This window comes from Plantibacter sp. AC185, from assembly GCF_979258065.1.
This window is the reverse complement of record NZ_OZ409831.1, coordinates 520,585-544,684: the sequence shown is the minus strand read 5'-3', so window position 1 is coordinate 544,684 and position 24,100 is coordinate 520,585. Positions and strand designations below refer to the sequence as shown.

Here is a 24,100-nt window from a genome sequence, read left to right as displayed (position 1 = left end):
GGGGAGTGCTTACGCGCCGGACGCCGCGGTGTCCAGGTGCAGGACGCCGCCGTTCGCGAGCTCCGTCACCTTGACCTCGCGCGTCTCGTAGTCGCGCGCGATCTTGAAGGTCGGGAGGATGCCGACCGCCGAGAAGAGGGCGACGATCGAGCGGTCAACCGTCTTCATGGCGTCGTAGTCGCGGAGGTAGCGCATGGAGAAGCCACCGGCCGAGGCCGAAGCGCCGAACGATGCACCGGCCGGGACGGCAGGAGCGCGGGTGACGAGCGTGACCGCGTCGCGGTGGAACGCGAGGATCTCGGTCTCGGGGACGCGGATCGACTCCACGATGGTGAAGCTCCGGAGCTTGCCGACGCCACCCTCGCGGAGAGCCGCGGTCGAGCCGGACTCGGACACGTCGGTGATCGCCTTCTCGTCGAGGAGCTGCGCGTACACCTCCGTACCGACGACGACCTGGAGGCCCTCGGCGGAGACGCCGTTGTCGCGGAGCTGCTTACGAAGCGCCGTGAAGTAGGCGATCGGGTCAGCGCCGAACTCGATCTTCGCGCCCTTGCGGGACAGGTCGGTGACCGGGACGCTCAGGAGCTTCGACGCGAGCTTGTGCTCCAGCGCGTCGACGATGGAGTCCGTCTGCGGCTTCAGCACCTGAGCGCTGAAGTCGGTGAGCTCCAGCGCGAGGTCCTGCTCCGAGAGCGGGACGGCGCTGTAGTCCATGACGCGGTCGAGGTTGAACGTCTTCCGCTCTTCCTTGATCTCGTCGAGGACGATCGAGCTGGTCGTGTCGGTGAGCTCACGCTCCCGAGCGATCAGGGTCGTCGGCATCTTGATGCTGACCGGCGCGCCGCCCTTGCCCGGAGCGAAGACCTCGTCCTGGTAGTTCTTCGACACGAGGGCCGAGAGGAAGGCGTCGTCGCCGACGAGCTTCGCGGAGACGGTGGCCGCCTCGGCGGGGGTATAGAGGTCGTTTGCCATGTGGCGGTTCCTTTCGTTAGCGGGACGCGGTCCGCGCTGCGGCGGCGATCTGGTCCAGGTCGCGGACGGGGGCGGAGTCTCCGCCGTGTCCAGGGGTGAGGTTGGGCTTCGGGCGCTCGGGGAGCTTGGGCTCCTCCGGGTCGGCCTTCGGCTCGTCCGCCTTCGGGGCGGGTGCCTTGCCGAGGGCCGCGAGCTTGACCGCCTGAGCGGTCAGCTCCTCCTCCGTCGAGCCGGTAAGGAAGTCGGCGAGCTCGTCGGAGAGCTCGTGCTTCGATCGAACGGAGTCGACGAGGATCGTTCGGGCGTGACCGTCGCGCTCGGCCTCGACGTCCGTCACTCGCTGAGTGAGGGTCGTGACTTCGGCGGTCGCGGTGTCGCGCTCGCCCTCCGCGGCCGTGAGCTTCTCCTGAAGGGAGGACTTGTCGGCTCGGAGGTTCTGGACGAGGTTCCAGGCCTTCTCGGCGTCGAAGTCGTCGCCCCAGGGCGGCGTCTGCGTCTTCGGGTCGGTCTGGGGGTTCTCGGCATCGGGCATGTGTTACGTCCTCCTGGGGCGTTGTGCCGCCGCGGGCCTGCCGGGCGTGCGAAAGACCCCGCCTGACTTGCCGGGCGGGGTGAGTGGGGGTGTGTAAACGGGGAAGGTGTCCCTATGTCGTCAGAGGGCCAGCTCCCGCGGAATCGGGCTACGCGGCGAGGGCCTGAGCGCCTCGCGGCGTGAGCGTGAGGAAGGTCTTCGAGGTCGTGTCGGCCATTGCGTCGCCGTAGGTCTTCCGCCAGTCGACGATCGTCTGGGAGTCCCAAAGCTCGCGGAGTGTCCGGGCCTCGGGGCTCCAGCCGCGCGTCGGATCGTTCTTGAACGCCGGGCGGACAGAGCACCCGCACCCGTCATGAGCCTGGAAGGCGACGGTCCCGGCCGAGTACACCGGGCCTCGGCTGACGAGCATTGCGCAGAAGTAGCACGGGTCGGCGTCCGCAACTCGAGCCCAGCCCCTCGCGTCGTCATCCTCGGCCGACATAGCGACGAGGCGCTGACGCCCGGCCTGGAGGGTTCGGCGCTTCGCGCTGCGGAGCATGGCCGCTTTCGCGAGGACGACGGCCTGGGACGGAGACCGGCCGAGCTCGACGCTCTTCAGCGCCGTAGCTCGTCCCGTCGCATAGAGGGACTGACGGGTCGCCGCCTCCTCGAAGAGCTGACGAGCGACCTCCGGGGTCGCGCCGGAGTATCCGGCGATCGCGCGAAGGCCCTCGTAATACTGCTGGGCGGTCAGTTCGCCCCGAAGACGGCCCGCGTTGATGATCGGGAGCGCTTGCTCCGCGAAGATCGCGAAGGTCGCGTCAAAGCGGGACGGGTCGATCGTCTTATCCCACAGGCGACCTAGGAGCGCCTGGATGACCGCGACTTCGCGGACCTGCTGCCGCATATGGGCTTTTGCCAGGGCGTTGTAGTCGACGGTCATCCGAGCTCCTTCGGGCTAGGCGGCGGCCGGGACCTCTTCGGTCGGGCCTGCCGGGATGGGTGGGAGCTGCGACGCGGCGGATCCCGCCTGCTTCGTGATCTCGGCGGCGAGGGCCGAGATCGGGTCGGAGTCGTGGAGGCTCTTCCAGTAGGTGAGCTCCGCGTCCGTGACGCCGGGCACGCGCTCCCAGAGGGCTTGCACCGGGACTTCGAGCATCTGCGCGAGCTTGCCGAGGCCGTCGACGGTCTGGGCCAGCGATCGGGCTTCGGTGTCCCGCCAGCGAGCCTCCGCCTGAGTGTCCGCGGCGGCGGTCTTGTCCCCGGCGGCCTTCGCGGCGAGCCGGAAGCCGGACTCCCAGGACTCGCCGAAGAGCGTCTCGTACTCGTTGAGCTTGCGCTGAGTCGTGTCCTGGAGCTGGGCCAGGGCCTCGGCGGACAGGTTCACGAGATCGCCGGTCAGGATGTTGGGGGAGATCTGCGAGATCGCCGCGAGCGAGCGGACAGTCGTGTCGTAGGCGGTGTGGTGTCCCGAGAGCTCTGTCTGAGCGAAGTCGCCGAAGCGGGCTCCTTCGTCGTCCGTGACCCAGAGGCGATCCACGGCCGCCTTGAACGGCTCGACGGCGTTCCCGTCGTCGTCCTCGGGGATGGAGAGGCCGGTCGCCCAGCGCTGCCGGAAGCTCGCGTACTGGAGCGCGATCATGGTCGAGAAGACGACCTCGTTCACGCGGTCCTGAAGGGTGATGATCGGCCGAATGATGCCGGTCGCCTCGCCGTCCAGACGGTCGCGGAAGCGGACGAAGGGCGTCACGCCGAGGCCGTGAGCGTCCTCGGTCCTCAGCGTCCAATGCTGGGCGTCCTTCGTCCGGACGAAGGTGTAGACGTTCGTCGCGTCGAAGATCTCGACGATGCGTGTCCCGTCCGCGGACGTCCCCTTCCGGCGGAGGGCCAGCTCGGGATATTCGTCGTCCTCGTCCTCGTACCAGGCGCACGAGCGGAGCGGGGACAGGGGACGGAAGAACGGGACGTCCGTCTTCGACGGGAGGACGAGGGCGTAGGCCGTCCCGTACTCCAGCGCGCCGCGGTGGGCCACGCTCTGACGGGCGTCGAGTCCGTTCGCTTGCCAGTAGCGCCAGGGGCCGGAGTTGTCCGACTGCTTCGCGGGACGGTAGCCGTCCAGGAAGAGGCCCTTCGCGAACGTGTCCGCGACGAGGGGCGTCCAGTTCGTGATCGAGCGCTTCGCCAGGTGCTCGTATTCCTTCTTCGCGCCGGTCGGCATGTACGGGAGATCGTGGTCGCCGCCGAGGTAGCGACGGACCTTCCCGAGGCGGCCGTCCTTTCGGAGATCGGTGTCGAGCTCGGCGTCCAGCTGGTCGGCGAGGGTGGCGTCTACAGCCATATGGTGTCCCTCCTGAGGGGTTAGAAGCCGACGAGTCGGCCGGGTGCTTTGCGGTGCTTCTTCAGGCCGCCGTCCGCGAGGACGCGGGTACGGGCCATGCGAGCGAGGACGAGGGACGCGAGGGCGTCCACCTTCTTCGGGGACTCGCGGGTCTCCTTGCCGAAGGACACGCCCCATCGGTTCGGTCGACGGCGTCCGTTGAGGACGTGACGGGTCAGGATCTCGTCGGCGCGGTACTGTCCCGCGCCGGGACCGGCGAGGAGGTCGTGTCCGCGCCAGGGGAGCTCGCCGTCCGTGATCGCCCGGTGGAGGGCCTCGACGGATCGGGTCGTGTCCATCTGGTGGCCGCGCATGTCGTAGCCGATCGCGTGGCGGGTGGTCGCCTTGACGAGGAGCTTCTCCCCGTAGGTGTCGCGCCAGGCGTCGACGTCCGTCTCCCAGTAGGCGACGTCAGAGAAGAACGCGACGACGTCGAGGACGGCGAAGGCGTAGTCCACGGCTCCGCGGACCTGCTCCTTCGGGACCTCCCAGCCTGCGCCGGACGGCCCTTCGGGCTTCTCCCAAATCGCGAGAAGGAAGGCGGCCCCGTCCTCGACGCGCACGGCGACGAGGGCCGTGGAGTCGTCGGTCAGGGATCCGTCGAAGCCGAGCGTTACGGTGTCGCCCTTGTGGCGCTTCGAGCCGGGCTCGCCGAGCTTCAGCGGGGCGATATCGTCCTTGCGGTTGCCCTGCCACTCGGCGGGAGTCACCCAGGAGTCAGCGGCAGCGACGATCTGGTTCAGGTAGAAGCGGCGAGCTTCCTCCGGCGGGGTATCGGGGTCGTAGACCTCCGCGAGGATGCGCTCCAGGTCGACCCATGAGGCGTCACCGTAGGCGGCGCGGAGGCCCTGGAGGACTTGGGCCTCGTCGCCGAGGTCAATGTCGCTCGGGGCCTCGCGGGTGTCGTAGAGGATGCCCGAGGCGCGGGAGCGGCCCTCGATGATCGAACGCCAGGCGAGATAGGAGCCCTCGGCGACGGACTCGTGGCCGGGCTCGTGCGCGTTCGTCGTCTCGATCACGCGGGCGGACCCGTCGCGGCTCTTGGCGAGGTTGCGTCGCACGACGCGCGCGAGCTTCGCGCCGCCGTTGGACTTCGTCCAGTGATGCGTCTCGTCCATGATCGCGAAGGACGGGCGAGCGCCCTCCTGAGTGGCGGCGTTCGCGGTGACGGGGACGATCTTCCCGCCGGACGGGATGAGGATCCGGGTCATGCCGACGTCGAGGCCGAAATCGTCGATGAGGGCCGAGCCCTCGCACATTGCGCGGATCGCGGCGAAGGTGTTCTCGGTCTGAGTCTCAGATACCCCCGCGATCACGACCCAGGGCATTGGGTGCGCTGCGCCGACGGGCTCGCCGTCGTCGTCGAAGTAGGAGAAGCGGACCGGGCCGCACAGTTCGGCGAGAGCGAGAGCGCCGAGGAATGGCGACTTGCCCCATCCCTTCGCACGGCGGAGGACGCCGCGACGGTGGACGAACTTTCCGCCCGCGTCGACCGCGTACCACCACAGAATGAAGTTGAGTTGCTCGCGGGTGAACGTGAACGGCTCCCCGGCGTCGTCGCCGTCCGGCTGGAGGCAGTACGACTCGACGAACGCGATCACGCCCCATCCGAGAGTCTTCACGGATCCGTCAAGCGGGAAGTCGTCGAGTGAGACGAGGGGCTCGATCGTGTTCGCCATGCGGACTCCTAGGGCTTGTCGCCCTTCAGTCGGGCGGTGACGTCGACGCGGCCGACGGCATGAAGTTGGGTGACGGGGGCGGCCTCGCGGGTGTCGCGCTCGACGCGGATCTTCGCCCGAAGGCGGTCGACGACGAGGGCGCCGAGGCGCTCCTCGTTGAGGCGGATCTCAGAGAGAGCGGCGGCCGACGGACGGCGGAAGTAGCCGTCGACGATCGGCGCGAGGAGCTGGAGACGGCCCCAGTCGGTCGACTCGAAGAGCTGCGCCTGAGGCGACTTCCTCCAGGTCGTGTACCACGCGACCGTCGGCGGGGCGTAGACGCCTTCGAGCTCTGGGCCGCGGAGCTCGCCGTCGTCGGTGACGACCTGGACGTCCGCCTGACGGCGCTTCGTGTCGCGCTCGCGCTGATGCTGCGCCTTCGGCGCTGGTCCTGCTGCCATAGTGGACGCCTCCCTTCGAGGTCGTGTAAACGGGCTGGTCCCTCGCCGCGGACTCGAACCGCGGACCTCCCGATTAAGAGTCGGGAGCTCTACCAACTGAGCTAGCGAGGGGTACTGCTCCCCGACGAGGACTCGAACCTCGGGCCTCCCGCTTAACAGGCGGGCGCTCTTGCCTACTGAGCTATCGGGGAATGGCGGAATGGGGCGGGATCCGGCCCTGACAAACCGTGTGCGGTTTGTTGAGAGGGGGAATGAGCCGGTCCGGGGGACCGGAAGGAGGGCATTTGTCGAAACCCTCAGACTTGCGCGCACAGAGAGGCGCTATGCCGAACCGGTCCGGCGCGGTGGGGGTGAGGGGGTCCCTCCCCTCCCCTCGGCCCGCCGGTCAGAGCTGGGAGGGGTGCCGCTCGGCCGGTCGTGCTTGGGTCACGCGAGGCCTTCGCGCCGCGGTTCCTTCAGCGGAAGACTTCCTCGCGTGATGCCAGCGACAGAGCGCTTCGAGGTTGTCTTCGTCGTGGTTCGATCCGCGCTCGATGTGATCGACTTGGTTCGCGGGAGCGAGACACTTCACGCCGACAGAGTCGCGAGCCTGACAGCGGTAGCCGTCTCGACGAAGGACGCGGACCCGGCGGGTACTCCAGTCCGCGGGGAGCTCAGCCTTCCGGTTGCTCGTGTCCCAGGCCATAGCCCTACCTCCTTCGTGTGGGTACAGGAAAGGCCCCCGGCTCTCCGCTACCCCCGCGGTAGTCGCGTGGGGTAGGGGTGCCGAGGGCCGAGGCGGGGGGGTCTGTTTGAGACAGGCGCCCCTACCAGAAAGCACCCCCAGAGGTGCCCTTGTGAGCGCGTGGCGCTCTGCGGTGGAGCGAGGGACTCGAACCCCCATCCGCCAGATTTGGAGTCCGGCACTCTTCCGATTGAGCTAGCTCCCCAAAGAGGAAGGCCCCGGCCCGAGCGCCCTCGATATCGACGAGGCGCAGCTCTGGGACGGGGCCTTCCTATGCTGATAGAGGTCCGGGGTTACGCGGAATCGGCGTTTACACGAGCCCGGTATCCCGAGGAGTCGCACTCACGGCAGTAGCGCCGGAGAGCGTCCGTCTCGCGGGAGTCACGGGAGAAGTCGCCGAGGGCCTTCCGCTCGTCGCACCGCTCGCACTCCTTCCCGGATCCGGCCTGGAGACGGGCGAGGCGGGCGAGCGTGGACTCGACGAGGTCGGAGTCGTAGGAGGCGGCCAGGGCGGCGACCTCCTGCTCCAGCGTCACGAGCTGCCCGCCTGCCGGACGAGCTGCTCCAGGCCGAGGTACATAGCCCCGAGCCGGAAGACGTCGAGCTCCAGCTCGTCGAGACGACGGCCGGCGTACAACGGGAGCGCCGCTCGCTGCTCGGGGGTCATCCGAACGCCGCCAGGAGGATGACGGAAAGGACCGACCACACGACCCAGCCGAGGAGCGCCCATAGGGCGACCGGCCACACGATGACGCCGCTCAGGGCCAGGACGACGAGGACGAGGACGACCACAGAAGAGATGGAGAGCGTCACTCGGCGGCCTCCTTCTCGGCGATCGTGCGGAGCTCGGTCAGGATCTCGCCGACGCCCTTCCGCTGCTTGCGGAGGTCGAAGTCGCGGCGGAGCTCCTCGACGAACTCAGCCGCCGACTGGGCGGTCAGCCCGTAGTCGCTCCGGCCGCCGTAGCAACCGACCGACAGGCGGACGTCGTAGAAGCCCGGACGGTCCTCGTCCTCCTCGACGACGAGCTCCTCAGCGGTGCCGCCGCACTGCTCGCACTCCGCCGTGCCGAGATCGACCGTCCAGTGGCGAGCCTCCTGCTCGTCGGCGCTCACGCGAGGCTCCCGTCGATCTTGGCCTTCGCGACACCGGCTCGGACTATGTAGCCGAGGGCGGCCATGCCGAGCGGCAGGAAGAGCCACCACGCCGAGACGAGGCCGAGGATCGCCAGCACGAGGAGGGCGGCGAAGACGAGTTGCGGGACGTGAAGATGGACGAGAGTAGGGGTGGTCACAGGGTGCTCCTTGCAGGATTCATTAACAGATGGGCGAGTTGCGGTTATGACTGCGGGGTGAGGATCCGGCCGTCATCGGTCAGGCAGAGCGAGAAGCTCTGAGGACCGGCCTGCCACTTCAGGCCGTCGGTGGTCCAGACGTAGCCGCTCTTCCATTCCTCATGGGTCGTGTAGGTGCCGCCCGCTTCGGTACAGGCGTCTTCCACGGGGTCCGTGCATCCGGTCAGGCCGACGGCCAGCGCCGCGAGGACGCCGAAGGTCGCGATCGCCTTCCGGGGGTGTTTCAGGGCCACGAGGGCTCCTCTCTGTCGTGTGTAGGGGACAGGAGGTAAGAGGGCCGACAGAGGCCCCGTGCTCACGCAAAAAGGCCCCCTCCCGACGATGGGAGAGGGCCTTCAGAGGGTTGGGCTAGGCGATAGTGGCGGGGTGGTACTTCAACGTGCATTCGCAGTCCTGGCAGCCGTCCGCCGTGGCGTGATTCGCGGAGTCGTGCTTGCAGAAGCCACATACGGACGGAGGAGGGTCTTCGGGGAGCGCCGCCAGCGCCTCGCGGAGAAGTGCCTCGGTGTAGAGGTGCATTTCGCGCCGGGACTCGGGGGCTAGCGTCGCATTGGCCTTGTGGGCGTTCGCTGCGAGCTCAAGCCGGACGCGGAGTGACTCGCTCACTTCGTCTCCCACTTCGAGCGGATGACCTCGTGCCCGAAGACGGGGCCGTACTCCTCGGTAACCCGCTGCCCGGCCGCCGGACCGCTGCCTTCGACTCGGACGTTCTTGCGGGGCGGCTGCGCTGCGGCGTTGCGCGCGTGAGCCTCGCTCAGTGCGTCCACGATGAACCGCTCCAGGACGGTCCCGCTCTTGTCGACGTAGGAGACGCCGTAGCCCCAGGCCGTCGTCGTGCCGGGGGACGTCTTCCCGCCGGGCGAGCCGCCGAGGGGGAATGGTGGTGTGGGCATGCGAGGGTCCTTTCGGTTGTGCGCCTCCACCCTACGAGGCAAGTGGGGTATAGGTCGACTCACGCGAGGAGGCCGACGCGGGTCATGGTCAGCTCGAAATGCCACTCCTCGAAAGACGGGGCGACGCCGACCGCGCGAAGGTGGGCCGTCTCCGAGGCGTATACGCGCCGGAGGCCGACGAGCTCCGCCCCGCTCACGCGAGGACCGTCGCTTTCGTCGGGCGGGTGAACCGGGCGAAGGCCGGGTCATCGTCAGCGGGGGAGGAGGTCGCCGTGAACCGGACGCGGGAGCCGCGCTCGACGTCCTGGAGGATCGAGCGGGGGACGGAGCCGAAGGCCTTCCAGCCCTGCCCCTCGACGAGCATCTTCCAGACCGTGCCGTAGTCACCGTCGTAGGACTTGATCGACAGGACTTCGCCCTCGATCTCGACGCGGCCCTCGGGAGCCGGAGACTTCCCGGCCTCGCGCTCAGCGATCGTCGCGAGGGTCGCGTCGATGATCTCGAAGGCGTCGGCGTCGGCGTTGAGGTCGAGGACGACGAGGTCGAGCGCCTCGCCGAGGTCACGCTTCAGCGGGTCGCCGTCGCGGAGGGCGTCGTGAGCGACGATCGCGGATGCACGGCGCTCGCCGTACTGAGCATTGAACGCGGCCAGGCGCTCACGGAAGAGACGGTTATCCTCGGCGAACTTCTCCGCGGAGCGAGCCCAGCGGCGAGCGCGCTCACGGGCGGAGGCGACGAGGATCGAGCGTGAGCCCGTGCCGTTGCAGGGTAGGCAGAAGGGCACGCCGTGGCCGTCCTTGATCGACGTCGGGGCTGTGTAAACGCCGGAGCCCGCGCACTTGCCGCACGTCTCCTCGACGCGCTCGGAGCCGGAACGGCCGGGGTACGGGTCGGAGTAGGTAGCGGGGATCGTGTTCGCCATGGCTCCATCATGTTTTACGTGAGTCGACTTGCGCAAAGTGAGTTCAATCGACGCCAGTAGGGTGACAGCATGGGGAAATTGCTAAGCGGAGAGAGTTGGATAGTCCACAAGTGGGGACGTGGGGGACAGGTCGCCGTCACGGCGTTCATGGTCGGGGCGATAACGCTGTATTGCGCGCTCATTCTGAATACGACGGACGTTGCTCAATATCAGCCACTTTGGCTCAGCTTCGTGGTGCTCTCAGGTGGGGCTATCGGGGTGATCTGGTGGCCCGACGCCTCGCGGGCGCATTCGGTATTCATCCTCGCTACCTGGCTGCTGACGGCTGTCGCGGCTGTCGGGTCGGCGCTTCGATGGCCCGTCGGCTGGACGGTTACCGTCGGGGTGCTGTCGGCCGCGGTGCTCGCAGTTCAGCCGTGGGCCACTATGAAGATCGAGGGCGAGCGGGCTTCGCCTCAAGGGGAGGAAGGCGGCGCTCCGGCAGTCACGAAAGGCGACTTGCGTGAGTCTTGTGAATCGGGTATTGTCGATCCTGTTCGGGAGAGCCCCGAACAGGAGGGAGAGTCCGATGGAAGTGGTCGGACTGCTCACAGCGGCAGTCAATCTGATTACCGCCGTGATCCTCTGGCAGACTGCGAAGCGAAACCGCCGAGACAGAAGCTAGAGGAAGGCCCCCGGATAGATTCAGTATCCGGGGGCCAACCCCCTCGATCATATGGAGGACCGATGGAAACCGTAACCCTCGCCGTCGCGCTGACGGCGCTCGCCGTATCCCTGGGCGCCCTCGTAACCGCCGTCCGAGGGCTGCTGCGGACTCGCCGCTAGGACGACCGAAGGCCCCCTCCCGATTCGTCGGAGAGGGGGTCTTCGTCATGTCAGCCCTTCACGCAGAGGACGGTCCGGAGGTGCTGGACGACGTCGACGAGGTCGCGCTGATTCGCGATCACGGAGTGAATGTCCTTATAGGCCGCCGGGATCTCGTCGACGACGCCCTGGTCCTTCCTGGACTCAATGCCGGCCGTTTGCTCGATCAGGTCAGCTACCGTGTAGGCCGCCCTCGCCTTATTCCGGCTCAGGCGACGCCCCGCGCCGTGGGAGGCCGACTGGAAGCTCGCCGGGTTGCCGAGGCCCCGCACGACGAAGGAGCCCGTACCCATCGACCCCGGGATGAGTGCGAGGTCGCCAGAGCCCGCCCGGATCGCTCCCTTCCGGGTGACGAGCATCTTTCGGCCGTCGATCTCCTCCTCGGCGACGTAGTTGTGGTGGCAGTTGATCTCGTCGGCGAAGTGGATCGTCCGGGTCCCGAAGTGCTCCGCGACGACCTGCTTCACGAGGCGGAGCATGATCGAGCGCGAGAGCATGGCGTAGTCCTGAGCCCAGGAGAGATCCCGGCGGTAGGCGTCCATCTGGGGCGTACCCGCGAGGAAGACCGCGAGATCCCGATCGGGGAGGTCCTGATTCTGCGGAAGGGTCTTCGCGATCTCGATGTGGATCTCGGCGAGCTCCTTCCCGATGTTTCGGGAGCCGGAGTGCAGGGTGAGCCACACGAAGCCCTCCTCGTCCACACAGACCTCGATGAAGTGGTTTCCGCCGCCGAGGGTCCCGAGCTGCTGACCGGCGCGGCCCATGCGGGACTGCACAGCAGGGTGGAGACCGGAGAAGCTCTCGGCGAGACGGAGGCTCGCGGCGTGGAGCTTGTCGCCGACGGCACGACGGCCGAGGGCGGTGTCGTGGGAGTGGAAGCCGACAGGGACACGGTTCTCGATCGCTGTGCGGAGCTCGGAGAGGCGTTCGAGGTCCTCCTCGCGGAGCGACGTCCGGACAGCGTTCACGCCGCACCCTATGTCGACGCCGACGGCGGACGGAGAGACGGCCTGCTCCATTGCGATCACGGAGCCGACGGTCGCGCCCTTGCCTAGATGCACGTCGGGCATGACGCGCACGCCGTGGACCCAGGGGAGATCCCCGATCCGGCGGAGCTGCTGGAGCGCCTGAGCTTCGATCTCGTGCTCGCGCGCCCAGAGAAGCGTCTCGGCGCGGGTGCCGCGGAGGGGCTGGGGAAGGGTGAAGGGGTCAGTCATGGCCCGGTCCTCTCGATAGGGGTATTTGCAGAGGAAGAGGGCCGGGAGGCTGGAGCTGCTCAGGGAACGCGAAAGCCCCCCCTCCCGGAGAGGGAGAGGGGCTCACTAGGCAAGCTCAGCTACGCTCGCCGCATGGAACTACTTGGCGTACAGAAGCGGCACGAGGACGGCGACACTATGGAGCTCGCCCTTTTGCTACCGAATGAGCGGCCGGTGAAGCCTGGTGTGAAGCTCAACTGGATTCGGCCGAACGGTGATCGCGTGAAGCCCACCGATCGCGAGTTGGAACAGTACGGCGGACAGCGCTCCGGGAAGACGTACGCCGACTAGACGCGAGCGTTAAGCCAACTCAACGGATCGATCTGGACGCCGTCGACCTGGATCTCCAGATGCAGATGCGGCCCGGTCGCGTTGCCGGTCGCTCCGATCACGCCGATCTGCTCGCCGCCAATCACCCACTGGCCGACGGAGACGCGACGGCCTCCGGGCGGCATGTGGGCGTAGAGGGCGTCGAAGGTGTCGCCGTTGATCTCCGAGCGGATGACGGCGTAGAAGCCGTAGCCCGCTGGAGGTCCGCCGACCTCGACGACGACACCCGGCGCGACCGCGTAGATCGGGTCGCCCCAGACGCCATTCGAGAAGTCGACACCCTTGTGGTCGGCGAGGCACCCCGCGCACGGAGGCCCGTCCGCCCGAGGGCCGAAGACGTCCGTAATCGGGGTCGAGGCCATGACGGGCCAGTGATACAGCGAACTCGAGTACCCGTCGCGTGTAAAGGGGACCGCTCGGACCGTGTCCGGCACGATGAGCGAGACGGACGGGACCGGCGGGGGATCCGGGATCGGGTCAGGACGCTGGAGCCCCGACAGTGCCGACACGACCACGAGGGTGGCCGACACTGCCAGGGCTAGCGCTCGACGCACTACGGCCGTTCGAGGCCGAGCGCGAAGCCCGCCCAGGATGCCGCGCGGGGGTCGCCATCCTGCGGGCCGGTGTAGTCGCCGAACCGCTTCGCGTAGGCCTGGATCCCCTTCGCCGCGCCAGCGCCGAGGACGCCGTCGATCACGCCGACGAAGGCCTGGGAGTAGCGGAGCGTGACTTGGACGCCCTTCCGGGTCGACGGTCCGAAGACGCCGTCCACGGGGCCGTCGTAGCGACCCTTCGCCTTCAGGGCCGCCTGGACTCGCTTCCCGAGAGCGCCCGAGGGCTCCCACGGTCCACTACCGGCGCTCGCCGCGAAAGGGGCCGGTCCGGCGACCACTCCGCCCGCGTAGTCGAAGGCCCAGTCCTGGAAGAGGCTCAGGTCGATGACGACGCCGCCAATCGTCCCGCGGCTCGTGTACTGGTGACCGGCCCAGACGTTACCGAAGCGACCGCCCGGGTTCGGCTCGTGGTCACGGTCGCCGCTGTTCGCGCCGTAGCTCGCGACGATGAGCCGGGCTCCCGTGCGCTCCGTCTCCGTCCACGAGCGCCCACGGAGATCCGCTGCGCCCGCGTACATGAAGACACGAGACGTCGGGATCCCAAGACGAGCCGAGACCCGACGGATCCACGAGGCCGCCTCGCCGTCCGAGTACATACGCCCGGAGTCCAGCTTCTCGTTATCGAGGACGAAGAAGTCCGAGGCGGTGACGCCCCGGAGCGAGTCCACGAAGTAGTCCGCTGCGACGACGGGATCCGCATCGCCCGGCACCCAGTAGTGGCCGACGATCATCCCGACGGATCGGGCCTTGTCGACTTGGGCGGCGTAGTGCGGCGCGACGTAGCGGGAGACGTTGTCGCCGCCCAGCTTCACGTAACAGGCCCGCACGCCGACGCGGAAGGCCTCGGCGAAGTCGAGGTTCCGCTGACTCGTGCCGGTGTCGATTCCAAGAATCAAGAGTGGTCCTTTCGTAGAGCCCCGGCGGGGTTGCCGGGGACAAATGAGGACGCCCGCCCCTGGAGCGAGGAAGACTCCAGGGACGGGCGAGGGGGTGAGGGCGGGGCTAGATCTTCCGGAACGGACCCGACGGACGCATTTCGTCTTCGGTGACCGTGCGGGCCTGGCCGGTGCGGTCGAGCTTCGTCCAGGAGACGCCGTCACTCGCGAGGGTGTAGATGTTGCCGAAGCCGTTCCGCGAGCGGTAGAAGCCCGGCTCGGTCGCGATGCGCTGCTCGATCTTCGGGAGCTCGACTACGTTGCCGACGACGAGCGTCACAAGCTCGAACGGATTCTTGGGGTTCCTGGCGTTGTGCTTCACGAGGCGCTCTTTCGCTTTCGCCGCGTCGCCGTCGAGCTCGGAAGTGTGGAGATACTCATCGTTTTCGAGGTCCAAGAATCCGTCCTGGTCGAAGAGCTTCAGCGCACCGTCCGCCGCGCGGAGGGCGTAGCCGACGACTTCCGGGGCCTCGACCGGAGCGGGCGTGTAGGCCCCCCGGTTCCACAGGGCGATCCCGAGCGAGGACCCGTTGTTGAGTTTCTCGGCGGTCAGCTCGGACAAAGCCTTGTAGGACAGGGCCGTCCCGAAGCTCGCGGCGCGCTTCAGGCCGTGGTCGAGGACGGCGTAACGCCCGAGCTTGTCGAGGCCAGCGGTGAATCGGGGTTTGGTCGAAGTGGTCATGCTTGCTCCATTGGTCGGAGTTGAATAGGGGAAGGAGAGGGGAAGCCGAGGAGCTCGCGCTCCCCCTCGGCCAGACCGTCATGCACGGCCCGGCCGAGGGGGCGGGAGTCGAAGAAGGGCCTCCCGGGGTCGAGATACCAGGGCTCGCCCAGGAGACCGCCCACTAGCGAGCGGCCTTGCGCTCCGCGCGGGCCGTGGCCTTCGCTTCGCGGGCACGACGCCGGGCAACCGCTCGGAGCTCGCGGGCTCCGCGCGAGAGCTGCGAGGCGAGCTGACGGAGGGCCGCCGGGTCGCCGAGGTCAGCCCCGCCCGCGGTGAGCTGGGCTGCGTTCGGCGCGACGATCTCGACGAGGACGTAGGGCCGGAGCCCGAGGAGAGGCGTTGAGAGCTCCACGGCTACCCCTTCCGGTTCAGGCGACGGGCGGCGCGAGCGGCCTTGCCGGTCTTCCGACGGCGAGCACGCTCGGCGTCCGAGACGGTCCCGCCGTAGATGTGCTTCCGGAGGCGGTTCAGTCCGAGGAGGATCCGGAACTGGTACGGGTTGACCTCGGGGAGGAGGGGGGCCGCGGACTTGGTCGTCGGGTTCACGCGGCCACCCCCGAGAACGTGCCGAGGCGGTAGGACGAGAAGAGGTGGTCGACGCTCTTTCCCGCCTCCAGGAGGTCGCGAACGTAGACGGCCGACTCGAAGACGGAGAAGGGGTACTCGACGCCCCGCTCGCGGTCGAGGACGACGAAGCCGTAGCCCTCGCTCTTCTCGACGATCTCGCGGGCCGGAGCCTCCGGAGCGCTGGAGAGCGCCGCGGTGATGGAGTCGAGGACGCGGGACACGACCTCGGAGAGCTTGGCGAACATGAGACGAACCTTTCGAGCGGCCTCGTGGAGCGCGACGCGCACGAGGAGGGAGAGGGGAAGGGAGAGGGCGACGGGAGCGGCGACCGTCATTCGTAGATCAGCTCCTCGACGTCGTCCGGGTGGAAGACCGGCGGACGGCCACGGCCACCGCTGCGGACCGTCCAGAGGTAGGGGTCCGTCGTGTGCGGGTGGATCGTGCCGGTCAGGACCCGGCCGTCCGTGAGCGTGATCGTGACGACCGCTTCGGACTGAGCCGCGTTCGCGACGAGCTCGGCGGGCTGCGGGTCGGACTGAGTCACGCCGTTCACGCTGCGACCTCCTCGGAGGGAGCGGCCGTGGCGACCGGCTCGGCGACCGGCTTCGGCTTCGAGGGTCGCTTCGTCGAGGTCGCCTTCGGCGTCTCCTCGACCGCTGCGGCCTCGGTGGTCTCTGCGAGCCCGGGAGTGGCCTGGAGCTCGGCGACCGGCGCGTCAGGGGCGCTCAGGGCGAGGAGCGCCTCGACGGACGCCTCGGCGAGGAGAGCGGCTCGACGGTCGGAGACGACCGGGTAGATCCGAGCCTGGGCCATGAGGCCGAGGGCGTTCGAGCGGTGCTCGGTGGCCGTCTGGGGGAGGGGGGAAGTCATGAGCTTGGAAGCTCCTCTCGTGTCATTTGTTGGGGACACGAGGTAAGAGGGCCGCTGCTCGGAGGCTGCTCAAAAATGCTCGAAGTAATTTCGGCATGACGGAATGACGGAAGTTGCGTCATACGGCATTCGGGCTACTAGAGAGGTCTAACTAGTAGAGAGATAGAGAATGACGTTCGTTTCGTCATTCCGTCATGCTGAGACGACAGAAGGCCCGTAGAGAGGCGTTTACACGCGCTCCCGGCGGGCCTTCCGGCGTCAGAGGGCTACTCGCTCCCGGCGTCGAGCTCGCGCTCGGGATTCCAGAAATAGGAGATCCGGTCCGGGTGATAGCCGGTATGCCCCTTCGAGTCCGTCACCGTCAGCTCGACGTGGTCGAGGGCGAAGAGAAGGAGTTTCCGGCGCGCGACGAGGTCGCCCTCGGCAGAGGCCCAGGCGTCACCGATCGTGCGTCCGGTTGGGACAGCGCGAACGGTGATCGTCGAGGGAGCGGCTTGGAGCTCGGCTCGACGAACCTTCAACGTCTCGACGCGACGGAGCACCGCCGCCGTGTCGACGTCGTCGGAGGCGAGCTCAGCTAGGGATGCCTGGATCGCGTGCTCGACGTCGGAGAGCGCCGCAACGGTCGCGGGTGCGCTGACCTCCTCGACCTCGTCATATTCCGGCCAGGCTCCCGCGATCGAGAGGAAGGTATCGGAAACGGCGCGATCGGCGTTGTCGACCTTCATGTTCGGGCCGGTGCAGCGGCCAGCTCTGCGAGCGCACGTGTATACCGTCCGGCCGCCGCTCGTGGTCACCCAGAGCTTTTGACCGCACTCCGCGCAGAAGATGACGCCGGAGAGGAGGCGGGACTTCCTGGTCCGTCGAGGCGAGGCTACTGGGCGTCCTCGCTCCTTCGGGTCGCGGAGGACCGCGCGAAGCCGGGTGACGGTCGGGGCGTCGAGAAGGGGCGGGTAGGCCTGAAGTGGGAGTCCGTCCTCGTCTCGGACGGTGTCCCAGACCTTGCGCGTCAAGCCGGAACCGTCAACGACCGTGCGGCTATGCGAGATCCGGCCGAGGAGTGAGTCGCCGGTCCAGACCGCGGAGAGGCCCGCGTAGGACCACGAGCCGCGGTCGAGGCCCTCAGGGTCGAGCCCTTTCATTTCGGCGACGCGGTAGGCGCTCCGTGTCGTCGGCACCCCCTCGGCCACGAGAGCGTCGCAGACGGATGCCTGGGACGAGCCCGCAAGGAGCTGCTCGGCGTACTTCCGAATGACTGCTACCTCCGGCGGGTGAGGTACGAGTGTCCGGCCACCCTCGGCGCGCTCCGCCGTGCGGTACCCGAACGGGACGGTCCCACCGACGAAGCGGCCCGCTTGCCGGTTCGATCGGATCGAGGAGCGCACTCGAAGAGCCGTGTTGTCCGCCTCCGTCTTCGCAACCTCGGAGAGGACCGCCGCAATGATCCCGAAGGCGGCTTGATCGGAACGGAGGCCGTCGCGGAGGGCGACGAAGAGCGAGCCCGGCGTCTCCTCCAGAGTCCGCATGAGGTCGCCGATCGCGGACAGGCCTTGACGGGTCCAGCGGTCGAGTTTCCAGACGACGAGGACCTCGGCCTCTCGGTCGCGAATCATGCGCAGCGCCTCGGCGGCGTTCGTCCGGGCCTTTCGCCCGGAGATACCATCGTCGGCGAGGATGCGCTCCTCGTCGATCTCCCAGCCTTCGCGCGCTGCTAGCTCCTCCAGATCGGCTCGCTGCCGGAGGATGCTATCCGAGATCTCGTCGCCCTGCGCGAGGCTCAGGCGGAGATACAGAACGGCGCGTTTCCGGGGCGAGTGCGACATGCCTCCAGCTTACTAGGTCAAATCCGGCGGGCTCGTCCTCCTCATCTGGGGTGTCGCCGGCCCGGCGCTCACGCAGGTGTTCGAACAGGCCATCGACCGTGTCTCCGGCATCTGAGCCCGAGATCGGCGGATGGCGGACGCGACTCCTGCGCGGCGAGGACGGATCAGCCGTCGCCGAGTTCGTGTTCGTCGGAGCGATCCTCACCGTCCTGATGATGTCCGTGGTCCAGCTCGCGCTCGCCTTGCACGTCCGGAACACGCTCATCGACGCGGCGGCGGAGGGTGCCCGGTTCGGCGCGTTGGCAGACACCGAGCTGCTCGACGGCGCCGACCGGGCACGCCAGCTCATCGCCGTCGCCGTGGGGGAGGGCTACACGGGTGACGTCGGCGCCACGCTGGCCGATCATCGCGGAGCAAGCGTCGTCACCGTGACCGTCCGCGCACCGCTTCCGGTCGTGGGCTTGATCGGTCTGCCCGGCGTGTTGGAGGTGGAGGGTCATGCGGTCCTCGAGACACTCGAGTGATGAGCTGCGTCGCCGACCGACCGCGCTGGACGACGACGGATCGGCCTCCCTCGAGTTCATCACCGTCGGTCTGGTCCTCCTCGTGCCGATCGTCTATCTCATCGTCGCGCTCGCCGAGGTGCAGGCCGCAGTGCTCGCGGCTGGCGGGGCTGCGGCGCAGGCGGCGAAACTCTACGCTCGGGCCGACGACGACGCCAGGGGTCGCGACCGCGTCGAGGACGCGCTCGCACTCGCGCTCGACGACTTCGGGCTCGACCGGTCCCAGTCGTCCGTCACGCTCGACTGCGCACCAGCCGGCCTCCCGTGCGGGCAGCGCGGCGGTGCCGTCACGGTCACCGTCAACATCCTCGTCGTCCTGCCGCTGATGCCCGACATCGTCGGCGTCCAGGCGGCGGTCCCCGTGACCGGCGCGGCGACGGCGCCGATCTCCCGGTTCGACGACCGGTTCAGTGAGGCGGAATGAGGGTGCCGGGCGGACGCCGACGTCCGGACCTCGGCGAGGAGGACGGGTCCACCATGCTCCTGACGATCGGATTCGCCGTCGTGGCGCTCGCCGTGGTCCTCGTCGGGAGCGCCGCCACATCCTTGTACGTGGAGCACAAGCGGCTCCTCGACCTCGCCGACCGCCTGGCCGCGACCGCCGCGGAGTCCTTCTCCATCGACGACGTCACGATCCAGCCCGACGGGACCTTCCGACCTGTCCTCGATGACGACTCGGTCCGTTCGAGTGCGCGCGACGACCTCATCACCGGCGGTGCGGGTGCGCTCACCGGCGTCGAGATCGTCGCGGCGCGGACCCCAGACGGCCGGAGTGCGGAGGTCTCGCTGGCGTCGGATTGGCGGCCACCAATGCTGACGCTGTTCGTCCCGCAGGGCCTCCGGATCGAGGCGACCGCGAGTGCGCGCAGTGTCTTCTGGTGACGGCGGACGGGCCCCCCGACGATCAGGGGAACGGGCGCGTGCCGCGGTCGATGAAGCGGGGTATGAACCGGAAGAGGAGGAACGCTCCGATGAGCCCGACACCGCCGATGGTGCCAGCGGCGAGGGAGATCGACGCAGCCGCGGTGATCCCGGACATCGCCAGGGGAGCTGCGGCGGTGCCCGCGTCGCCCAGGAAGCGATAGGCGCCGAGGAACGGCGCGGGTCGGTCCGGTGGCGCGAGGTCGGAGCCGAGGGTCATGAGGATGCCGCTACCGAGGCCGTTGGAGAGTGCCAGCACGAGGGCGACAGCGATGAACCAGACCCGCGCTTCATCGAGGTCGTGCGTGAAGGCCAGGACGATGAACCCGGAGCCCAGCCCGATCATCGACGGGACGGCGGTCCAGATCCGCCCCCAGCGGTCCATCACCTGACCGCTGGCGTAGAAGAGGGCGAACTCCACCGCGCCGACGACGCCGATGATGAGCGCCGTGTCCGTCTCCGAGACGCCGATGCTCACGGCCCACAGGGGGAGCAGGACCGCCCGACACGAGCGCAGGGCGCCGACGAGTGCGGCGGTCGTCCCCATCCTGGTGAGGACCGCGCCGTGGGCTCGGATCGAAGCGATGAGGCCACTCGACTCCTCGGACGCGAGCTCTTCTCCCTCGGTCCGCTCCTCGCCGTCGGCGGTGCGCGTCGACGGCGGTCGACCGAACATCTCCGCCGGGTCGGGGAGGACGAGCAGGGTGATCGCCGACCCGGCGCAGCAGATGACCATCACCCAGAACGCCGCCTGCGACGTCCCGGTGAGGTGGATGACGCCCGCCGCGAGGAACGGGCCGATGAACGTGCCGGCGCGGAAGACGCCGCCGAGCGAGGAGAGCGCCCTCGCCCGGTACCGCATCGGTACGTACGTCGTCATGAACGCGTGCCGTGCCAGACCGAACACGGCGGTCGCGAGCCCGATGCAGAAGATGCCCACGGCGAGGACGAACGGATTGGGGGAGATGGCAGCCGTCGCGACCCCGACGACCGCGAGCAGCGCCGCCCACATCATCGCGAAGCGTTCGCCGATCCGACTGACGATCCACCCTGACGGGACGTCGCCGACGAGTTCGCCGAGCATGATGAGCGAGGAGATGACGCCGGCGACGGCGAGCGTCGCCCCCAGGTTCCCGGCGACGGCCGGGATGATCGGGATGATGGCGCCTTCACCGATCGAGAACAACAGTGTGGGGAGGAAGACCGAGACGGCCACGGAGCGCAGCTGGAACGGGCGTTCGTCGGAAGTCATCCTCTCGATCGTACGCCCGCGGCCCTGCGCGGTAGGCTGAAGCCAAATGTTTGACTTGGACCTCTCCACACAGATCAGTACCCTCCGCTCGACCTTCGACGACATCCGCACCGTCGTCGACGTCGACCGTCTCGAAGCCGAGATCGCGACGCTGAGCGAGCAGGCGGGTGCCCAGGATCTCTGGGACGACACGACGAACGCGCAGAAGGTGACGAGCGCCCTCAGCCACCGTCAGTCCGAGCTCGCCCGCATCACCAGCATCGCGAACCGGCTCGACGACCTCGAGGTGCTCATCGAACTCGCGACCGACGCCCAGGACGAGGAGTCGGCCGAAGAGGCCCGCCAGGAGCTCATCAGCCTGCAGAAGGTGCTCGGCGACCTCGAGGTGCAGACGCTGCTGAGCGGCGAGTACGACCCGCGCCCCGCCGTCGTCACCATCCGCGCCGGTGCCGGCGGTGTGGACGCCGCCGACTTCGCCGACATGCTGTTCCGCATGTACCTGCGGTGGGCCGAGCAGCACAAGTACCCGGTCACCGTCATGGACACGAGCTACGCGGAGGAGGCCGGCATCAAGTCGGCCACCTTCGAGGTCGACGCACCGTACGCCTTCGGCACGCTGAGCGTCGAGGCGGGCACGCACCGCCTGGTGCGCATGAGCCCCTTCGGTGCCGCCGGCAAGCGACAGACGAGCTTCGCCGCCGTCGAGGTCATCCCGCTCATGGAGGAGACGGAGATCGTCGAGATCCCCGAGTCGGACATCCGTGTCGACGTCTTCCGGTCCAGCGGCCCTGGCGGGCAGTCGGTCAACACCACCGACTCCGCCGTTCGCATCACCCACCTGCCGACCGGCACGGTCGTCTCGATGCAGAACGAGAAGAGCCAGATCCAGAACCGCGCCGCGGCCATGCGCGTGCTCCAGTCGCGACTCCTCCTCATCCAGAAGGAGCAGGAGGCCGCGACGAAGAAGGAGCTGGCCGGCACCATCACGGCGAGCTGGGGCGACCAGATGCGCTCCTACGTGCTCGCGCCGTACCAGATGGTCAAGGACCTGCGCACGGAGCACGAGCAGGGGAACCCCGCAGCGGTGTTCGACGGCGATCTCGACGGGTTCATCGCCGCGGGCATCCGCTGGCGGTCGATGTCGAAGCCGGAGTAGCGCAGCGCGGCATAGTGTTCGCCCAGCCCTCGTACAGGGTACGGATCGCGGGCGTGTCCTGCCCGTAATCGGCAGGTCGCTCCTTAAGCTCAAGGAGCCATGATTCGGTTTGATCACATCTCCAAGAAGTATCCGGGAACCTCGCGTCCCGCGCTCAACGACGTCGATTTCGAGATCCTGCGGGGAGAGTTCATCTTCCTCGTCGGTGCCTCGGGGTCGGGGAAGTCGAGCTGCCTCCGCCTGATGCTCAAGGAGGACAAGCCGAGCAAGGGCAAGATCCATGTGCTCGGCCACGACCTCGGTTCCATCTCGAACCGCAAGGTGCCGTACTTCCGGCGCAGCCTCGGGGTCGTGTTCCAGGACTTCCGACTGCTGCCGAGCAAGACGGTCTACCAGAACGTCGCCTTCACCCTCCAGGTGATCGGCAAGTCGCGCGGCTTCGTCCAGGAGGCCGTCCCCGACGTCCTCACGATGGTGGGACTCGACGGCAAGGCGCAGCGCCTGCCGCACGAGCTGTCCGGTGGTGAGCAGCAGCGCGTCGCCATCGCCCGCGCGATCGTCAACAAGCCGCAGATCCTGCTCGCCGACGAACCGACCGGTAACCTCGACCCCGCCACCAGCGCCGGCATCATGCAGTTGCTGGAGCGCATCAACGCCGGTGGGACGACGGTCGTCATGGCCACGCACGAGGCCGGCTTCGTCGACCAGATGCAGCGTCGGGTGATCGAGCTGCAGGACGGCCAGATCGTCCGTGACGAACGCCACGGTGGATACGGCACGACCGCGGCCATCCCGGGTCTCGTCAGAGGATCCTCCAAGGCTGCCGCCCCGTCGGCACAGACAGCTCCCGCTACGGCCTCGACCCCGGTCGCACCCGCCGTCGAGACCTCGTCGGTTCCGGTGAAGACCACGACCTCCTCCGTCGCTGCCAGCTCCGAGCCCACGACGAGTGCCGTGGCCGCAGCCGCGGTCGCCGCAACCGCGGCCACGCCGACCGCTCCAGCCGCACCGACCGCGCCCGCCGCGGTCTCGCGCGAGACCACGCCGCGGGCCGACACCGACGAGGTCGTCACCCGGGTGTCCGGCTCGACGCCGATCCAGGAATCGGCCGCGGCTCCCGTCGCCGAGCCTGAGACGCCGGCGACCCGAGCCGAGGAATCGACACCGGAAGCGCCCGAGGCCGAGCCGACGACGCCGGAAGCGGAGCCCGCCGTACCACCGGCGGCCGCGGTCCCGGAGGTCGCGCCTCCACAACGCCTGAGCAACGCCACGGGCCCCATCGGGCTCCCGGCACGCAACGAGATCGACCCCATCGAGGTCGAACACCTGTCGCTCGCCGAGCGACTCGGCCTGCGTGCCGCGGCGCGCGGCACTGAAGACGGAGAGCAGAACGTGGGGCCGACCAAGTGAGACTCGCTCTGATCTGGTCCGAGGTCTGGAACGGCCTGCGTCGCAACGTCTCGATGGTCGTCTCCGTCGTGCTCGTGACGTTCATCTCGCTCACCTTCGTCGGTACGGCCGTCCTGCTGCAGATGCAGATCGGCCAGATGAAGAACTACTGGTACGACCGCGCACAGGTCGCGATCTACCTCTGCACCGCCGACAGTGCGGGCGACACCTGCGCCGCCGGCGCCGCGACCGAGGAGCAGCGCGCCGCCGTCCAGAGCGCCCTGGAGTCGTCGACCCTTGCGCCCTTCGTGGACAAGTTCTACTTCGAGGACCAGGCGCAGGCGTTCACGAACTTCCAAGAGCAGTTCAAGGGCAACGACATCGCACAGTTCGTCACGGCGGACCAGCTGCCCGAGACCTTCTGGGTGAACATGAAGGACGCCTCGCAGTCCGACGTGCTCGTCGAGGCGTTCTCCGGCGTCGCGGGCGTGGAGCAGGTGACGGATCAACGCCAGTACCTCGACCAGATCTTCTCGGTCCTGAACATCGCCAGTTACACGGCGATCGGGATCGCGGCACTCATGCTGGTCGCCGCAGCCCTGCTGATCGCTACGACCATCCGATTGTCGGCTTATTCGAGACGCCGGGAACTCGGCATCATGCGATTGGTCGGTGCATCGAACCGGTTCATCCAGACACCGTTCATCCTCGAGGGTGTGTTCGCCGCGCTCATCGGCTCCATCCTCGCGGCCGGGGCGGTGATCACCATCGTCCAGGTGTTCGTCCAGGGATACCTGGCGGACCGCATGCGGTACGTCAACTTCGTCGATCTCGGTGACGCCTTCGTGGTCCTCCCGATCCTGCTGCTCGTCGGCGTGCTGTTGGCGGCGATCTCGGCCAACTTCGCGATCTCGCGGTACCTCAAGGTCTAGCGGGGAGGCAGTGCGGCCACCGCGCCGCTCGC

33 protein-coding genes and 3 tRNA genes are annotated in these 24,100 nt (G+C 68.2%); 7 read left to right on the top strand and 29 right to left on the bottom strand.

Features of this window, described 5'->3' with window-relative positions; all coding sequences use genetic code 11:
• Nucleotides 1-9 precede the first annotated feature (9 nt).
• From ACZZZB_RS02580 to ACZZZB_RS02495, 18 genes are all read right to left on the bottom strand, one after another.
• A complete protein-coding gene (locus ACZZZB_RS02580; RefSeq protein WP_463528917.1) occupies nt 10-972 on the bottom strand; it encodes a P22 phage major capsid protein family protein in 963 nt (320 codons plus the stop codon).
• A gap of 16 nt (nt 973-988) precedes the next feature.
• A complete protein-coding gene (locus ACZZZB_RS02575) occupies nt 989-1,504 on the bottom strand; it encodes a hypothetical protein (protein WP_463528916.1) in 516 nt (171 codons plus the stop codon).
• A 148-nt stretch (nt 1,505-1,652) separates the two neighbouring features.
• Nucleotides 1,653-2,426: a VG15 protein gene (locus tag ACZZZB_RS02570; protein WP_463528915.1), complete on the bottom strand. Its 774-nt coding sequence runs from the start codon at nt 2,424-2,426 to the stop codon at nt 1,653-1,655.
• Nucleotides 2,427-2,441: 15 nt separating this feature from the next.
• Nucleotides 2,442-3,821 carry a phage portal protein gene (locus ACZZZB_RS02565; protein WP_463528914.1) on the bottom strand — a complete coding sequence of 460 codons (1,380 nt, stop codon included), beginning with the start codon at nt 3,819-3,821 and terminating at the stop codon, nt 2,442-2,444.
• Between the two features lie 20 nt (nt 3,822-3,841).
• Entirely contained in the window at nt 3,842-5,539 is a 1,698-nt protein-coding gene (locus ACZZZB_RS02560) for a hypothetical protein (RefSeq protein ID WP_463528913.1), read from the bottom strand.
• A gap of 8 nt (nt 5,540-5,547) precedes the next feature.
• The gene (locus tag ACZZZB_RS02555; protein WP_463528912.1) at nt 5,548-5,979 is read right to left on the bottom strand and encodes a phage terminase small subunit; all 432 of its coding nucleotides are present in this window, start codon (nt 5,977-5,979) and stop codon (nt 5,548-5,550) included.
• A 35-nt stretch (nt 5,980-6,014) separates the two neighbouring features.
• A tRNA-Lys gene (locus tag ACZZZB_RS02550) sits at nt 6,015-6,090 on the bottom strand.
• A 6-nt stretch (nt 6,091-6,096) separates the two neighbouring features.
• A tRNA-Asn gene (locus ACZZZB_RS02545) sits at nt 6,097-6,170 on the bottom strand.
• 664 nt (nt 6,171-6,834) lie between these two features.
• A tRNA-Trp gene (locus tag ACZZZB_RS02540) sits at nt 6,835-6,908 on the bottom strand.
• A gap of 88 nt (nt 6,909-6,996) precedes the next feature.
• The gene (locus ACZZZB_RS02535; protein ID WP_463528911.1) at nt 6,997-7,239 is read right to left on the bottom strand and encodes a hypothetical protein; all 243 of its coding nucleotides are present in this window, start codon (nt 7,237-7,239) and stop codon (nt 6,997-6,999) included.
• Nucleotides 7,236-7,370, bottom strand: a complete 135-nt coding sequence (locus tag ACZZZB_RS02530; protein ID WP_463528910.1) for a hypothetical protein — start codon at nt 7,368-7,370, stop codon at nt 7,236-7,238. Before ACZZZB_RS02530 ends, ACZZZB_RS02535 begins: the two co-directional genes overlap by 4 nt.
• Nucleotides 7,367-7,516, bottom strand: a complete 150-nt coding sequence (locus tag ACZZZB_RS02525; RefSeq protein ID WP_463528909.1) for a hypothetical protein — start codon at nt 7,514-7,516, stop codon at nt 7,367-7,369. The genes ACZZZB_RS02530 and ACZZZB_RS02525 overlap by 4 nt, the downstream gene beginning before the upstream one ends.
• The gene (locus ACZZZB_RS02520) at nt 7,513-7,818 is read right to left on the bottom strand and encodes a hypothetical protein (RefSeq protein ID WP_463528908.1); all 306 of its coding nucleotides are present in this window, start codon (nt 7,816-7,818) and stop codon (nt 7,513-7,515) included. The genes ACZZZB_RS02525 and ACZZZB_RS02520 overlap by 4 nt, the downstream gene beginning before the upstream one ends.
• Nucleotides 7,815-7,997 carry a hypothetical protein gene (locus ACZZZB_RS02515; protein WP_463528907.1) on the bottom strand — a complete coding sequence of 61 codons (183 nt, stop codon included), beginning with the start codon at nt 7,995-7,997 and terminating at the stop codon, nt 7,815-7,817. The genes ACZZZB_RS02520 and ACZZZB_RS02515 overlap by 4 nt, the downstream gene beginning before the upstream one ends.
• A 44-nt stretch (nt 7,998-8,041) precedes the next feature.
• Nucleotides 8,042-8,290, bottom strand: a complete 249-nt coding sequence (locus tag ACZZZB_RS02510) for a hypothetical protein (protein WP_463528906.1) — start codon at nt 8,288-8,290, stop codon at nt 8,042-8,044.
• A 369-nt stretch (nt 8,291-8,659) separates the two neighbouring features.
• A complete protein-coding gene (locus tag ACZZZB_RS02505; protein WP_463528905.1) occupies nt 8,660-8,950 on the bottom strand; it encodes a hypothetical protein in 291 nt (96 codons plus the stop codon).
• Nucleotides 8,951-9,009: 59 nt separating this feature from the next.
• Nucleotides 9,010-9,147: a hypothetical protein gene (locus tag ACZZZB_RS02500; protein WP_463528904.1), complete on the bottom strand. Its 138-nt coding sequence runs from the start codon at nt 9,145-9,147 to the stop codon at nt 9,010-9,012.
• Nucleotides 9,144-9,872 carry a hypothetical protein gene (locus ACZZZB_RS02495; RefSeq protein ID WP_463528903.1) on the bottom strand — a complete coding sequence of 243 codons (729 nt, stop codon included), beginning with the start codon at nt 9,870-9,872 and terminating at the stop codon, nt 9,144-9,146. The genes ACZZZB_RS02500 and ACZZZB_RS02495 overlap by 4 nt, the downstream gene beginning before the upstream one ends.
• A gap of 69 nt (nt 9,873-9,941) precedes the next feature.
• On the opposite strand from ACZZZB_RS02495, the gene ACZZZB_RS02490 reads away from it, so the two are divergent.
• Complete coding sequence (locus ACZZZB_RS02490; protein ID WP_463528902.1) at nt 9,942-10,697, top strand: hypothetical protein; 756 nt, start codon at nt 9,942-9,944, stop codon at nt 10,695-10,697.
• Between the two features lie 50 nt (nt 10,698-10,747).
• Here the strand turns inward: ACZZZB_RS02490 and ACZZZB_RS02485 are convergent, their stop codons facing one another.
• From ACZZZB_RS02485 to ACZZZB_RS02440, 10 genes are all read right to left on the bottom strand, one after another.
• Nucleotides 10,748-11,953, bottom strand: a complete 1,206-nt coding sequence (locus ACZZZB_RS02485; protein ID WP_463528901.1) for an RtcB family protein — start codon at nt 11,951-11,953, stop codon at nt 10,748-10,750.
• A 326-nt stretch (nt 11,954-12,279) separates the two neighbouring features.
• The gene (locus ACZZZB_RS02480; RefSeq protein ID WP_463528900.1) at nt 12,280-12,852 is read right to left on the bottom strand and encodes a M23 family metallopeptidase; all 573 of its coding nucleotides are present in this window, start codon (nt 12,850-12,852) and stop codon (nt 12,280-12,282) included.
• A gap of 23 nt (nt 12,853-12,875) precedes the next feature.
• Nucleotides 12,876-13,832, bottom strand: a complete 957-nt coding sequence (locus ACZZZB_RS02475; RefSeq protein ID WP_463528899.1) for a GH25 family lysozyme — start codon at nt 13,830-13,832, stop codon at nt 12,876-12,878.
• A 106-nt stretch (nt 13,833-13,938) separates the two neighbouring features.
• Nucleotides 13,939-14,553, bottom strand: a complete 615-nt coding sequence (locus ACZZZB_RS02470) for a hypothetical protein (protein WP_463528898.1) — start codon at nt 14,551-14,553, stop codon at nt 13,939-13,941.
• Nucleotides 14,554-14,716: 163 nt separating this feature from the next.
• Nucleotides 14,717-14,947, bottom strand: coding sequence for a hypothetical protein (locus ACZZZB_RS02465; protein WP_463528897.1), 231 nt, complete (start codon nt 14,945-14,947; stop codon nt 14,717-14,719).
• A 2-nt stretch (nt 14,948-14,949) separates the two neighbouring features.
• Nucleotides 14,950-15,141: a hypothetical protein gene (locus tag ACZZZB_RS02460; RefSeq protein WP_463528896.1), complete on the bottom strand. Its 192-nt coding sequence runs from the start codon at nt 15,139-15,141 to the stop codon at nt 14,950-14,952.
• The gene (locus ACZZZB_RS02455) at nt 15,138-15,497 is read right to left on the bottom strand and encodes a hypothetical protein (protein WP_463528895.1); all 360 of its coding nucleotides are present in this window, start codon (nt 15,495-15,497) and stop codon (nt 15,138-15,140) included. The genes ACZZZB_RS02460 and ACZZZB_RS02455 overlap by 4 nt, the downstream gene beginning before the upstream one ends.
• Complete coding sequence (locus ACZZZB_RS02450; RefSeq protein ID WP_463528894.1) at nt 15,494-15,715, bottom strand: hypothetical protein; 222 nt, start codon at nt 15,713-15,715, stop codon at nt 15,494-15,496. The genes ACZZZB_RS02455 and ACZZZB_RS02450 overlap by 4 nt, the downstream gene beginning before the upstream one ends.
• Nucleotides 15,712-16,032 (bottom strand): hypothetical protein, encoded by a 321-nt coding sequence (locus tag ACZZZB_RS02445; protein WP_463528893.1) that lies wholly within the window; start codon nt 16,030-16,032, stop codon nt 15,712-15,714. The genes ACZZZB_RS02450 and ACZZZB_RS02445 overlap by 4 nt, the downstream gene beginning before the upstream one ends.
• Before the next feature lie 266 nt (nt 16,033-16,298).
• Nucleotides 16,299-17,855 carry a recombinase family protein gene (locus ACZZZB_RS02440; RefSeq protein ID WP_463528892.1) on the bottom strand — a complete coding sequence of 519 codons (1,557 nt, stop codon included), beginning with the start codon at nt 17,853-17,855 and terminating at the stop codon, nt 16,299-16,301.
• Nucleotides 17,856-17,953: 98 nt separating this feature from the next.
• On the opposite strand from ACZZZB_RS02440, the gene ACZZZB_RS02435 reads away from it, so the two are divergent.
• Genes ACZZZB_RS02435 through ACZZZB_RS02425 form a run of 3 tightly spaced genes read left to right on the top strand, consistent with a single transcriptional unit; the run spans nt 17,954 to nt 19,300 of the window.
• A complete protein-coding gene (locus ACZZZB_RS02435; RefSeq protein WP_463528891.1) occupies nt 17,954-18,379 on the top strand; it encodes a TadE/TadG family type IV pilus assembly protein in 426 nt (141 codons plus the stop codon).
• Nucleotides 18,354-18,842, top strand: a complete 489-nt coding sequence (locus ACZZZB_RS02430; RefSeq protein ID WP_463528890.1) for a TadE family protein — start codon at nt 18,354-18,356, stop codon at nt 18,840-18,842. The genes ACZZZB_RS02435 and ACZZZB_RS02430 overlap by 26 nt, the downstream gene beginning before the upstream one ends.
• Before the next feature lie 53 nt (nt 18,843-18,895).
• Nucleotides 18,896-19,300 carry a hypothetical protein gene (locus ACZZZB_RS02425; protein ID WP_175116080.1) on the top strand — a complete coding sequence of 135 codons (405 nt, stop codon included), beginning with the start codon at nt 18,896-18,898 and terminating at the stop codon, nt 19,298-19,300.
• Nucleotides 19,301-19,322: 22 nt separating this feature from the next.
• On the opposite strand, the gene ACZZZB_RS02420 is transcribed toward ACZZZB_RS02425, so the two are convergent.
• Nucleotides 19,323-20,591 (bottom strand): MFS transporter, encoded by a 1,269-nt coding sequence (locus ACZZZB_RS02420; protein WP_079705592.1) that lies wholly within the window; start codon nt 20,589-20,591, stop codon nt 19,323-19,325.
• A gap of 46 nt (nt 20,592-20,637) precedes the next feature.
• Here ACZZZB_RS02420 and prfB point away from each other — a divergent pair, with 46 nt between their 5' ends.
• The 3 genes from prfB to ftsX all read left to right on the top strand — a co-directional run bounded on the left by prfB (nt 20,638) and on the right by ftsX (nt 24,068).
• Nucleotides 20,638-21,747, top strand: a complete 1,110-nt coding sequence (gene prfB, locus ACZZZB_RS02415) for a peptide chain release factor 2 (protein WP_079705593.1) — start codon at nt 20,638-20,640, stop codon at nt 21,745-21,747.
• A 99-nt stretch (nt 21,748-21,846) separates the two neighbouring features.
• Nucleotides 21,847-23,157 (top strand): cell division ATP-binding protein FtsE, encoded by a 1,311-nt coding sequence (gene ftsE, locus ACZZZB_RS02410; protein ID WP_463528889.1) that lies wholly within the window; start codon nt 21,847-21,849, stop codon nt 23,155-23,157.
• Nucleotides 23,154-24,068 (top strand): permease-like cell division protein FtsX, encoded by a 915-nt coding sequence (gene ftsX / locus ACZZZB_RS02405; RefSeq protein WP_064296231.1) that lies wholly within the window; start codon nt 23,154-23,156, stop codon nt 24,066-24,068. The genes ftsE and ftsX overlap by 4 nt, the downstream gene beginning before the upstream one ends.
• Nucleotides 24,069-24,100: the final 32 nt, after the last annotated feature.